Origin of the sequence: Ruminococcus sp. RTP21198st1_G1_RTP21198_201120, from assembly GCF_040924265.1 — a bacterium.
Taxonomy (GTDB): Bacteria; Bacillota; Clostridia; order Oscillospirales; family Ruminococcaceae; genus Hominimerdicola; species Hominimerdicola aceti.
Genome location: NZ_JBCOMH010000007.1, coordinates 135,588 through 147,634, shown reverse-complemented (window position 1 = coordinate 147,634; position 12,047 = coordinate 135,588). Strand labels below are relative to the sequence as shown.

Here is a 12,047-nt window from a genome sequence, read left to right as displayed (position 1 = left end):
AAAGTTTATCGTATCACCGACTACAAACACCCTTTTGACAGTTACCACGGGCAGGATGTTATTGTGTTTGAGGAGTTTAGAAACAGCCTTCCTATTGATAATATGCTTAACTACCTTGACGGTTACCCTCTTGAACTTCCTGCAAGATATATGAATAGGATAGCTTGTTTTACAAAGGTGTACATCATATCAAATTGGAACTTTGAAGAACAGTACACCGCTATCCAGCACAAGTATTATGAAACGTGGAACGCCTTTGTTAGACGTATCGACAAGATAGTTACATATAAAGACGGCATGATTTTTGAGGAAATTGACCTCAAATCATATAAATTGAAGTATAATCTTGATAAAGATGAAAACTTACAACCATAACGAAAGGACGAATGAAAATGAAAAACTATGACAATCCGAAAATGTTCCGTGATGAGGCAGACAGCCTTGAAAGGTTTGTGCTTTCCCACCAATTCCTCAAGCCGTATCTTGACAGCTATAATATTCATATGGCTAAGTATTTTCTTAGCGGTGAATATGAGTGCAGGAAAAAGGCTCTTTATTTCAAAAAGAAAATACAATCGTGCTAGTTGTACAATGTGTACAAAAAAACACCCTACAAAAATATAAACATACGAAAAATCTTGATTTGTATTGACATTACACTTGATGTGTGGTAATATCTAAACATAGCAAAGAGTACAAATAATTGTACAGTAAATGAAAGGAGTGTACGTTTATGTACATAATCAAAGGTTTTAAGAAAAACTCTGGAACGCTTAAAAACGGCAATCCGTGGGATAACTACACGCTGTTTTGCCTTAAAGAAGAAAATGGTGTAACAGGATATGCCGTGCAGGCTGTGAAAGTTCCTACAAAGATATTGCAGGACACTTTCCCCGACAGTTCCGCACTTATCGACACTGCAATCAAAGTCAACTATGAAATCAGAACTTACGGCGGACAGGATAAGGCTGTTGTTGTAGGTATTGATATACTTTAATCAATGAAAGGAGAAATATTCAATGGGTGCTTCACTTCTTACTGATGATGTCGCAATTACAAGCGGTATCAGCACAATTACATCAGTTGTAAGCCAGGTCTGGACAACAATGACAGGCAATCCGCTGGTAATGGCGTTTGTCGGTGCATCACTTCTCGGCGTTGGTATCGGTGTTGTAAGAAAGCTTACAAAGGGTAAAGCTTAATTTTCGTGTACAACCGCTTGGGGCGGAGCATCTGCTCCGCCCTCTGTTTTTTTACGAAAGGAGAAAACAATATATGAAAACTAAACTACGGCGGTTCACCGCTGTTTTGTCCTCTATGCTGTGTATGATATGCTGTGTATTGTCTGCCGTCCCTGCGTTTGCTGATGATGTTAGCGGTGGTGGTTCGTCTAGTAACGTTATTCGTGTTAAACGATTTTCACAAATGATTGACTATGCAAAAAATAACAATATTGATATTGAAAATTCTCATTATATTATGACATATTCTGAGGATAGTTCAGAGTATTATTGGTGGTATTACATTTTCTTTATTCCTGATGATATTTTGGTTAATGATACATTAATTCTTACACATGGTCGCTATTCATCATCTTTTACTAATTCTTTTATTAAGGCTCGTGTTTCTGACTATGGTAACTCTGACATAGATGATTTAGAATATCGTGCTAATGTTGATGTATCTTCTTTTTCTTTATATGTTGATGATGATGAACAATCACATTCTTATCCTAATCACATCTTTAAATCTAATATTAAAATAACTAACAACGGCGAAGATGTAACACCTTCTGACCCTAATACTGTTCCTTCTCCGTTTACTGTTACATACAGTCCAGATTTAAAACTCAATCTCAAACGTAAAACATCTGACTATGAAACAAAATCTATTGATGTTACATTAACACTTAATCAAGATTATCTTGATTGGTATATACGCCGTTATGCAGAAATGAAAATAAATGTCGAATGTGGTAAATTTGAAAATGAAAGTATTAAGACTATTCTTGATAGTGGTGATATAGCTAAAACTCTTGATTTAACAGGCTGTGGTAAATCTAAGTGTATTTATTTTATATCTCTTTCAGATCCCTCTAAACCTCTTAGAACTGTTACACAAAACAGTGTTTATACATATCTATCTCAACAACGTTATAGTATTGTTGATAGAAATAATGGAGTTATAGATGGTTCAACTAGTACGGCTGTTTATGCTAATGGTTTATATCCCTATTTTAATACAGATTTTTCATATGATATAAAAACACGTATGCAATCTGATATTGATTCTTCTAATTGCACATATGCAAAGTATCAGGAATTTGTTAAAGATTTGCCGTCATTCTCGTTTTCTATTCCTCTTAAAAATATCAATGCTGAAAAGTTTGAAGTTATATCTGTTTTAAACTCTATATTGACGTGTGAAACTGTATTTCCTACCGAAAGCGGTCAATCTGTTTTTGATGATAGTTTTAAATCAACCTATAATGTTGACAGAGGTCCTAATGGTGTTAACTTTAATAATATTGATTATATTAATGTTGATAAATGGGACACTGATGATACTGGTTATTCTGACTATTTTTCAAAGTCTGATTGTTATACTGTGTATTCCGAAAAATTCAGCTTTGACAGCTATCCTAAATATGTTCCTCTTAAAGATGGCAAGGGCAACGATATTGATATGATTAAAACCAACCCTTTTGATTATTCAATGCACCCTGTTAAACCTGGTACATATCAATCAGTAGGGCAAGACGGCACACTTTCAAAAGAACGTACTGAGGAAGAACAGAAAAAGCATGATGAAGATGTAAAAAATGCTCAAAATTTTTCTAATGTTGATTTTGGTATAGACGGCATTAAGTCTATTTTTGACGGTACTTCTGTTTTTTACTCTTTTTTAACAGCGTCTATTGCAATCCTACCAAATTATTTTCTTATAATTCTTGGTTCATTCTTCGTTTGTATGTTAGCAATTTGCGTTGTTAAATGGGTTTTAAAGTAAGGGGTGTTTGTATGGACTTCTTTGAACTTATGAAAATCATATTTGACCACCTACTTATTATTTTTACTTATCGTATTCGCCTTGGATATTTCGATTTTACAATAGGCTCTGTAATTGTTGGTCTTTTCATTATCTCTTGCTCTGTCGCTCTATTGCAGTACCTTTTCGGTGATTAATATGTTAGATTTCTCAGTATATTTGTTTTTATGTTTCATAATAATGCTTATTCTATGGCATTACAATAAGAAAGGATATTGATATGTTAGCTATACTCAAACTATTTGTGATAATACTTTGTGTTGTCCTTATATTCTCTGCCCTCTGTGGTGTGGTTGTGTTTATTTCTGACATCAAGCGGTTTAAGCTTGATACACAAATGAGCCTTCCACGCCAAAAGCTTATAGAGCGGTATGTAGACCAACAGGAACTTGAAAAGGGCGGTGATAATAATGTTGTATGATGTTCAAAATTCTTGTTACCAACTTCTTAAACTCTTAGGCTGTGATTTGTCCGCTATAGACTCTATAACAACTTGGAAACAGTTCGGTGTATTATGTATTGAATTTATATTCGCCTGCATAATGCTTTATTTGCTGTGGAAGATGTTGTATAACGCTATGATAAGATTTTTCAATCCGAGAAAGTGGTGATAATATGGTTATCTTAGATTATTTCGTTCGTCTGCCTGCCCTCACGGCTTATGTTGCCTACGATAAAGCCACCGCCCTTTATTTTAATTGGAAACAGCTTTTCCAAGGCTGGGGAATACATTTATACGTCGGCAAGTTTGGAGCTGGCAAAACCTCACTTATGGTGACAGAAGCATACAAGCTGTGCTGTAAGTATCCGCAACTCCACATCGTTACAAATATAAAGCTTTCGGGCTTTCCCGAATATACAAAGATTTATCCGCTAAACTCTCCGCAGGATATTTTAAACGCCCCGAAAAATACTTTAGTCTTGATAGACGAGATAGGAACGATTTTCAACAGCCGAGATTTTTCGGGCGGTCGCAACAGTGTTCCGAAAAGCCTTTATCAGCATTTGTGTCAATGCAGAAAGCGCCGTATGATGATACTTGCCACAGTTCAGCGGTTTAACCTCTTAGACAAGCAGATACGTGATATAACCGCTGATGTTACTGCCTGCCGAACACATTTCAGACACCCTTTTACACGGCTTATGACAGGCTATAAGTATGATATAGAGGAGTATGAAATGTATTCCGAAAATCATTCATATACGCCTGTGTGTTCGTCCACGGTCACACATCTGCAACGTAATCAGTACCGCAAGCTTTACGATACTTCGGAACTTGTAACGAATATGCTCAACAAAGATTACATATCTGATGAAGAAATATTGCGTAATCGTGATAGTGAGAGCAATAATATACCACTTGACCGCAAACAGAATAAGCGTATGCGTAAGCAAAGCAAATGGTAAAATAACACCGCTGAGGTTGCCTTTAGGCTCTCAGCGGTGTTATGTGCTATTGCATATCATCATATATATTATTTTCTTGCTCTGTTTGATACCCAGCAATTTCAGCTAATAATTTTGTTTGTTCTTCTTGTTCTATTTCCATATTGTGTAGATGTTTTTCAATACTGTCTACATTCCAAGCTATTTGAAAAAATCTAATTAATATCATTATGTTTATAATAATTACTATGATTACCGCTGTTATTTTAAGTATTCCAATCATGCCTAATGTTTCTAACATTTTATTTGTCCTCTTTCATTTTATTTTCGATTAATTCAACAATTAAAGCATTAAGACTTTTGCCCTGACTTTCTGCATAGTCCTTATATAATGCTCTCTTTCCTTTAGGAACTCGTACTTTTATTTCATCAAGTTTTGCGTGGTATTTGGCTACAGCTTTCTTTTCTGCATCTGTCAACATATTTTCACCCCTGTTTTATTATACTATATTCTTTTGTATGTGTCACCATATAATTTAAACAAATATGTTCCCATATATTTATGCACATTGCCTATTGTAATGTGTGCCCATATATGCTATAATATATACAGACAAAGGGAAAGCGGATAATCCACAAACCGCAGAAAGGGTGTTTAAAATGACTATTTCAAACTATTATGTTCGTGAGTATCTTCACCTTTATCGTGAATATCGTAAAGTAATTAATATATTTGATGCTTTTCTTTTGTATGGGAAAATAGAATACACTCTCGGTGAGTTGCGGAGAGATTTTTCTCTTGACTATCAATTTCACTGTGCCCTTTATGATAGGCTCTTTGAGCTTTCTTGCCGTACTTGTGAAAAGTTCGGTGAACTTAATTATCAAAATAATTTCTGATTTTTCTCTAAACTGAAAGGAGATTTTTTATGAAAAATAAATTTTACACGGAGCAGAAGCACAGAGAAACTATGAATTCCGTTGATATGCTCAAAGGTTCTATAAATCGTATGTGTGTTACTGATGATATGAATGAACTACGGCATTGTCTGATGTGTTCAATGTGTATGTTGTCTGAATTATATGTTGTTGAGCGTGAAAAACTCAAAGAGCGTATTTCTCAGAATGATTTCTGATTTTTCTATCCGTGTAATCTATCATGCGAACGGCTGGGGGTGAATTGCTGAGTGTTGGAATTGTTGGAAGTGTTGGAATGTTGGAAACCAACAGTTTACAGAGTTTTCAACATTTCAATGCTTTCAATGATTTCAATGCTCTGCAAGAGGGGAACGCCGTTCAAGATACCCCCTCTTTACCTATGGTTATGACGAAAGGACTATTGAAAATGAAAACTTCTAATCAGCTTGCAAAGTATCGTGAAAGCCTTGTAAAATATGCTCTTAAGTACGGAGTTACAAAAACCGCTATCAAGTACAATACAAATAGACAATATGTCTATCGTTGGAAAAACCGCTATAACGGCACTACAAAGAGCCTGCTTAATCGTTCACACCGCCCTAACTCTTTTCCTACTGCTCATACAGAAAGTGAAATAAACCTCATTAAGAGTTATTACCGCAAAAATAAGCACACTGGGCTTGTAATGCTCTATGTTAAGCTTGTACAAGCAAGCTACAAGCGTTCTATCACAAGCCTTTACAGACAGCTTAGAAAGCTTAACGCTATCACTGTTAAGCTACCAAACCCGAAGATAAAGCCAAAGAAATACGAAACAATGTTTTATTGCGGTCAGCGTGTTCAAATTGATGTTAAAGTTGTTCCTACTTCTTGCATTATCGGTAGTGAAAAATACTATCAGTACACCGCAATAGACGAGTACAGCCGTAAACGCTTTCTAATGGCGTTCAAAGAGCAAAGCACATATAGTACATATCAATTTGTTAATGCCTTGCAAAACGCTTGGAAATTTAAAATAGAGTGCATACAGACCGACAACGGCTCAGAGTTTACAAACCGCTTTACCACAAATAAAGATAAGCCCTCGTTGCTTGACCTTTGGTGTGAGCAACATAACTGTATACATAAGCTTATAAAGCCTATGACGCCACGTCATAATGGCAAGGTTGAACGCTCTCACCGCAAGGATAACGAATATTTTTATGCAACACACAAATTCTATGATTTTGAGGACTTCAAGCGACAGCTTAAACGTTGGAACTATCAGTATAATAATATTCCAACTCGTTCTTTAGATTGGAAAACTCCACAAAGTGTATATAATGACTATGTTAAATTTGGTGAAGTATACGAATTTAAATATAATAAATAAAAAAATGTGTAACACATCATTGACAAACCTACATTTTCACAACTTTTTTACTCTATTCCCTCATCATCATCGTCATCTGCCTGAACACTTGGGTCGTAATCATCATATGTGTCCATAAAATTGTACTTCTTGCCCTTGTATTCGTATTGTATCACAGTGCGCAGATTGACGTTGTAAACGCTCTTGAAGATATTGTTTTCGATGTTGGGATTGGTGGCACGAAACTTTGCTATAAGCTCCTTCATTTCCTGCCGCTTTGATACCTCACCCTTTTTCTCTGACCCCTCGTAGCTCTCAGTGAAACGGCAGGCACAGCGGATAAAATGCAGATCGTTCTGCTCCACCCAGCGGATAATGTCCGCCTCTTTCACCATGTAAAGGGGTCTGATAAGCTCCATGCCTGCGTAGTTCCTTGAGTGTAGCTTCGGCATCATAGTCTGGATCTGTCCTCCGTATACCATGCTCATGAGTATGGTTTCTATAACATCATCAAAATGATGTCCCAAAGCTATCTTGTTGCACCCAAGATCCTGCGCAAATTTGTAAAGCCAGCCACGTCTCATTCTTGCACAAAGATAGCATGGGTTGCGTTTTGTGTTGTATGCAATGTCAAAAACTTTCGTCTCAAACATCTTTATGGGTATGCCCATAAGCTTTGCATTGTAGATTATTCTCTGTCTGTTTGCGTCGCTGTAACCGGGGTTCATTACAATAAACTCCAGCCCTATGTCCATTCCCTGATATTTCTGCAAATGCTGCATACACTTAGCAAGAAGCATTGAGTCCTTGCCACCTGATATGCACACCGCTATTTTGTCCCCCGGCTTTATCATATCGTAACGCTCATATCCCATTACGAATTTATTCCATATATCTCTGCGAAAATCAGTAACGATGCTCCGCTCTATCTTCTGCTGTGGCGTCAATATTCTTGACATCTCAAACTCTCCTTAAAATAATCAAATTACTAATTAAATTCTACTATTTTTATGGGAATTTGTCAACCATATTCGTGTTGACATTGTATTGTCATATTGTTATAATATAATAAAGTATTAAAGCCGGAGGATATCATGAGCGAAAATATAGAGCGTGAGATAAAAATTTCTCTCACAAAAGAACAATATAATACCGCCGAAAAGCTTTTTCAGTGGGGCAAAATAATAGAGCAGACCAATTTTTATTATATTCCACAGCAGGATACGGGCATGACAAGTATCCGTGTCAGGCAGATAGGCGAAAAATATTTTTTGCAGCTTAAAGCACCTATATCTGAAAACGGTGCGCTTCATGTGAAAAAAGAGTATGAACAACAGCTTGACAGCCTGCCTAAAAAGCTCACCGCACAGGAGCTTTCAAAGCTTGTGGGGAGAGATTTCCCTGCCGCTGACCTTACAGGCTCTTTGCATACTCAGCGCAAGCTCTGCACCGATTTCGACCATGTTGAGATATGCCTTGACAAAAGCGAATATCTCGGCTTGACAGACTATGAGCTGGAGCTTGAATACACCGCAGACTATCCCGAAAAGCCTTTGGAGATACTGAAAAATGCAGGTATCACACAGGGAGAAGCGGTAATAGGCAAGTATGCAAGATTTATGGAAAGAGCGAAAAAGCTTGGTAAGTGCTGATTTTCGCCTATCTGCGGTCATTTTCTATGAAAAAGCACCCACAGCCTGCAAAGGTTTGGGCAATAATGATAATTGACAGTGACGTTATAATATGTTATTATATTAAAGTGTTAAAACGTATGAAATGGTATTTTGACGATACCCGAAAGGAAGTTAATAATGAAAAGATCTATTTTTAAGACTATCGCATCACTTTCTGCTGCTGCCATGATGCTTTTGGCTGTAGGCTGCGGAAGCACATCTGATTCTTCATCAGCAGCAGGCACAAACAGCACAGCCGCTGCAACAGGCGAGGATAACTCACTTCAGAAAGTTCTTGATTCAGGCAAGCTTGTGCTTGGTCTTGACCCAACATTCAAGCCAATGGGCTACACAGACGAGAACGACAACATCGTAGGCTTTGATATCGACGTTGCAAAGGAAGTTTGCTCAAGACTTGGTGTAGAGCTTGAAACTTACTCTGTAAACTGGGATACAAAGGAGCAGGATCTTAATGCAGGCACAATAGATTGTATCTGGAACGGCCTTTCTGTCAGCGATGAGAGAAAGAAAGTAATGCTCATGAGCGAGCCTTACATGAAGAATGAAATGGTGTTCGTTGTAAACGGCTCAAGCGACGTTGCTTCACAGGCTGATCTTGCAGGCAAGAACATTGCCGTGCAGAACGGCTCAACAGCACAGGAAACACTTCTTGCATCTGACGTTGTAGCAAATGGTGCGACAACAACGGAGCTTGCAACAAATGTTGAAGCCCTCCAGCAGTTGGAGCTTAACATGGTAGACGCAGCGTTCCTTGACTCAGTAGTTGCAAACTACGAGATATCCACATCAGGCAAGGATTACAAGGTGCTTCCTGACGGCCTTGACCCAGAGGAGTACGCTATCGGCTTCAGACTTGGTGATCAGGCACTTTGCGACAAGATCGAGGAGATCCTTCACGAAATGAAGCAGGACGGCAAGCTCGCTGAGATATCAACAACTTGGTTCGGAAGCGACATCACGACCATAGAATAATCACAAAAACATTCAATCGGACAGTCTTCGGGCTGTCCGATTTTTTTGCTTTATTAAGTTTTTTTGTGTGTCATATCTTTAGAAAATAAAAAGTCTCGCAAACAACGTGTTTACGAGACTTTTTGGCGGAGAAGGAGGGATTCGAACCCTCGATGAGCTATTAACCCATACACGAGTTCCAGTCGTGCGCCATAAACCGGGCTAGGCGACTTCTCCAGTTTATCATTTTTTATATGTGTCACACTATCTAAGCGACTTTAATATTATACCATATGATCTTTTACTTGTCAAGACATTTTTGAAACTTTTTTTGTTCTTTTCTTATTCAGAAGTTCTGTGTAAAAAAAGTTTTCTCTGCGATGCTTTATTAACAATATTCTGAAAAGTTTTCATTTTATTTTCTATATGAACATGTTACCGAAAATTTTCGCAATCTCGAAAACGATTAAGCAAATCATTTGGTTGATTTATAACAAATTTAATCAAATATATGTATTGGTAATATTGAAAATATCTTAATAATTTTACCACAAAAATAAAAAAGTCTTTAAAAAGTTTACGAAAATTCACAAAATGCCTTTGACAACTCGAGGCAAATGTGGTATAATGTTTGAATAACTGTAGGGCGAAGTGCGTCTAAATGCGACATTATAGAGAAGGTGAGACATTTTGGGAAGAAAACGCATTGGAGTGATATTGTCTGAGGCAGAAAGCTATTATCAGGAAAGATTGCTGAGAGGCGTAATGACAAAGGCTTTTCAGCTTGACTATGATGTGCTTATCTTCACAAGCTTTGTCAAAGAGTCATTCTTAAAAGCAGTTTCTGTTGGAGAAATGCAGATATATGACGTTATAAATTATGATAAGCTCGATGGCGTTATCGTTTTGGCAGATACATTAAAAATGCCTGGGCTTTTTGACAAAATATGCAGGGATATAGATGAGAAATGTCATGTTCCTGTGGTTTTTATAGATGGAAGCTATAAGGACTATGAAAGTATTTATACCCGTGACGAAAAACCCTTTATGCAATTGACAGAACATCTTATCGAGGTCCATGGATGCAGGAAGATACTTTTTTTGAGCGGTCCGCTGGAGACTGCCACCACTCGTGAACGGCTTGCGGGATATAAGCGTGCCCTTGAAAAGCATGGCATAGAGTATGATCCGGACTTTGTCTGCTTTGACGGAGGCTTCTGGTATGATAAAGCGGCAGAGGTGGCAAATAATATCATCTATGGCAGACGTAAAAAGCCTGACGCTATCGTTTGCTGTGGAGATTATATGGCTATAGGCGTTGTACATGAATATCAGAAAAACGGTTTGAGCGTGCCTGAGGATATGATAGTTGCAGGTTATGACGCAATAGACGAGGCTATCCATTGCGTGCCAGCTATAACCTCGTGCTCACCGCCGATCTTTGAAACTGGCGTGAACGCAGTAATGACCATTGAGGCAAGGATCAAAGGCGTTGAACCGCAGGGCCTTATGGAGGACGGCGGCAAGGTGGAGATAGGTGCTTCCTGCGGCTGTCATGAGGATTACAGCTATACAAAGCGTGATCTTTTATCGTCTCAGAACAAGATGAATTATCATGACTTTTTGGACAGCAGTATGACCGATATAATGGCTTGCTCTAAAGATCCCGATGATCTGATGGCTAGGATACAATATTTTCTCTATCTTATCATTGGTCAGAAGATGTATTATCTCTGCCTTAATGAGGATTGCCTTGGAGAGCATGAGATAGTAGGTGAGATCTCCACTGTTCCAAAGGAATATACAGAAAATATGGTGCTTTATATAAGAAGCGTTTACGGCAAAAACAGAACTCTTCATGATCCTTTTGAACTCAAAGAGATATTTCCTGATCTGGATGAAGAACGAGAAAGCCCTTGTGCATTCTTTATCACTCCGGTACATTTTATAGATCGGTGCTATGGCTATGCTGTATTGTCTTACGGTGACGAAATAAAATCGATAGATATCACTTATCGTAATTGGACAAATCATGTAAGCAATGCTCTGGAATCAATGCGGATACGAAACTCCATAGCTAATCTTGCAGTCCGTGACGCTATGACAGGTGTTTATTCGAGAATAGGTATTGAGAAAAATATCCAGTTTGTTATTGACAGAATGTCAGATCCGAAAAATAAGGCTTTTATCGCTGTCTGCGATCTGGACTGCCTTAAAAAGATAAATGATAATTTTGGCCATAACTGCGGTGATATTGCAATAAAAGCGATCGCAGACGCAGTTTTGGCATCGACAAAAAATAACGAGATATGTGCAAGGGTAGGCGGCGATGAGTTTGTGGTGATAGGCTGTAACGACTATAACGACAACTATCCTGAACGATTTTCTGCAAGGGTCAACGACCGTCTTAGAGTATATAACAAGTTTGCAGGTAACGAGTTTGAGGTCAGCGTTAGTATAGGCGGTATTTGTAAACATATAACAGATGTCCACGAGCTTGAAGATATGTTTACACAGGCGGATAAGATAATGTACGCAAGTAAATTGGAAAGACATAAAAACAGGAAATAGCAATAGATAAAATATCAGTGCATTACAACGGACGGTCAGTGATCGTCCGTTTTTGCGTGTGAGAGACACATATCCACTTGACTTATAGGCTCAAATGTAGTATAATGTAAAAGTTAAGGCGGTTTTCT

At 37.8% G+C, this 12,047-nt stretch carries 14 protein-coding genes, 1 tRNA gene and 1 pseudogene; 12 read left to right on the top strand and 4 right to left on the bottom strand.

Features of this window, described 5'->3' with window-relative positions; all coding sequences use genetic code 11:
• The 7 genes and pseudogenes from AB5627_RS06435 to AB5627_RS06405 all read left to right on the top strand — a co-directional run.
• Positions 1–375, top strand: a pseudogene (locus tag AB5627_RS06435) (hypothetical protein); the annotation flags it as partial.
• A 17-nt stretch (positions 376–392) separates the two neighbouring features.
• Entirely contained in the window at positions 393–584 is a 192-nt protein-coding gene (locus AB5627_RS06430; protein ID WP_117958245.1) for a hypothetical protein, read from the top strand.
• A 149-nt stretch (positions 585–733) separates the two neighbouring features.
• Positions 734–997 carry a hypothetical protein gene (locus tag AB5627_RS06425; protein ID WP_368369743.1) on the top strand — a complete coding sequence of 88 codons (264 nt, stop codon included), beginning with the start codon at positions 734–736 and terminating at the stop codon, positions 995–997.
• Between the two features lie 22 nt (positions 998–1,019).
• The gene (locus AB5627_RS06420) at positions 1,020–1,202 is read left to right on the top strand and encodes a hypothetical protein (protein WP_256322650.1); all 183 of its coding nucleotides are present in this window, start codon (positions 1,020–1,022) and stop codon (positions 1,200–1,202) included.
• A gap of 73 nt (positions 1,203–1,275) precedes the next feature.
• A complete protein-coding gene (locus AB5627_RS06415) occupies positions 1,276–3,009 on the top strand; it encodes a hypothetical protein (protein ID WP_368369742.1) in 1,734 nt (577 codons plus the stop codon).
• Between the two features lie 259 nt (positions 3,010–3,268).
• Positions 3,269–3,469: a hypothetical protein gene (locus AB5627_RS06410; protein ID WP_368369741.1), complete on the top strand. Its 201-nt coding sequence runs from the start codon at positions 3,269–3,271 to the stop codon at positions 3,467–3,469.
• A gap of 194 nt (positions 3,470–3,663) precedes the next feature.
• Positions 3,664–4,455, top strand: coding sequence for a zonular occludens toxin domain-containing protein (locus AB5627_RS06405; protein WP_117958251.1), 792 nt, complete (start codon positions 3,664–3,666; stop codon positions 4,453–4,455).
• Between the two features lie 46 nt (positions 4,456–4,501).
• On the opposite strand, the gene AB5627_RS06400 is transcribed toward AB5627_RS06405, so the two are convergent.
• Both AB5627_RS06400 and AB5627_RS06395 read right to left on the bottom strand, forming a co-directional pair.
• Positions 4,502–4,735, bottom strand: a complete 234-nt coding sequence (locus AB5627_RS06400; protein WP_195551225.1) for a hypothetical protein — start codon at positions 4,733–4,735, stop codon at positions 4,502–4,504.
• Between the two features lies 1 nt (position 4,736).
• Positions 4,737–4,916, bottom strand: a complete 180-nt coding sequence (locus AB5627_RS06395; protein ID WP_195551226.1) for a hypothetical protein — start codon at positions 4,914–4,916, stop codon at positions 4,737–4,739.
• Positions 4,917–5,363: 447 nt separating this feature from the next.
• Here AB5627_RS06395 and AB5627_RS06390 point away from each other — a divergent pair, with 447 nt between their 5' ends.
• Entirely contained in the window at positions 5,364–5,570 is a 207-nt protein-coding gene (locus AB5627_RS06390; RefSeq protein ID WP_368369740.1) for a hypothetical protein, read from the top strand.
• Positions 5,571–5,779: 209 nt separating this feature from the next.
• On the top strand, positions 5,780–6,724 hold the full coding sequence (locus AB5627_RS06385; protein WP_368369739.1) for a DDE-type integrase/transposase/recombinase: 945 nt from the start codon (positions 5,780–5,782) through the stop codon (positions 6,722–6,724).
• A gap of 47 nt (positions 6,725–6,771) precedes the next feature.
• On the opposite strand, the gene AB5627_RS06380 is transcribed toward AB5627_RS06385, so the two are convergent.
• Positions 6,772–7,662 carry an ATP-binding protein gene (locus tag AB5627_RS06380; protein ID WP_302838257.1) on the bottom strand — a complete coding sequence of 297 codons (891 nt, stop codon included), beginning with the start codon at positions 7,660–7,662 and terminating at the stop codon, positions 6,772–6,774.
• A 135-nt stretch (positions 7,663–7,797) separates the two neighbouring features.
• On the opposite strand from AB5627_RS06380, the gene AB5627_RS06375 reads away from it, so the two are divergent.
• On the top strand, positions 7,798–8,355 hold the full coding sequence (locus AB5627_RS06375; RefSeq protein ID WP_287239134.1) for a CYTH domain-containing protein: 558 nt from the start codon (positions 7,798–7,800) through the stop codon (positions 8,353–8,355).
• A gap of 159 nt (positions 8,356–8,514) precedes the next feature.
• The gene (locus AB5627_RS06370; RefSeq protein WP_022287469.1) at positions 8,515–9,369 is read left to right on the top strand and encodes an amino acid ABC transporter substrate-binding protein; all 855 of its coding nucleotides are present in this window, start codon (positions 8,515–8,517) and stop codon (positions 9,367–9,369) included.
• A gap of 123 nt (positions 9,370–9,492) precedes the next feature.
• Here AB5627_RS06370 and AB5627_RS06365 read toward each other — a convergent pair.
• A tRNA-Ser gene (locus AB5627_RS06365) sits at positions 9,493–9,585 on the bottom strand.
• Between the two features lie 453 nt (positions 9,586–10,038).
• On the opposite strand from AB5627_RS06365, the gene AB5627_RS06360 reads away from it, so the two are divergent.
• Complete coding sequence (locus tag AB5627_RS06360; protein ID WP_289148792.1) at positions 10,039–11,919, top strand: GGDEF domain-containing protein; 1,881 nt, start codon at positions 10,039–10,041, stop codon at positions 11,917–11,919.
• Positions 11,920–12,047: the final 128 nt, after the last annotated feature.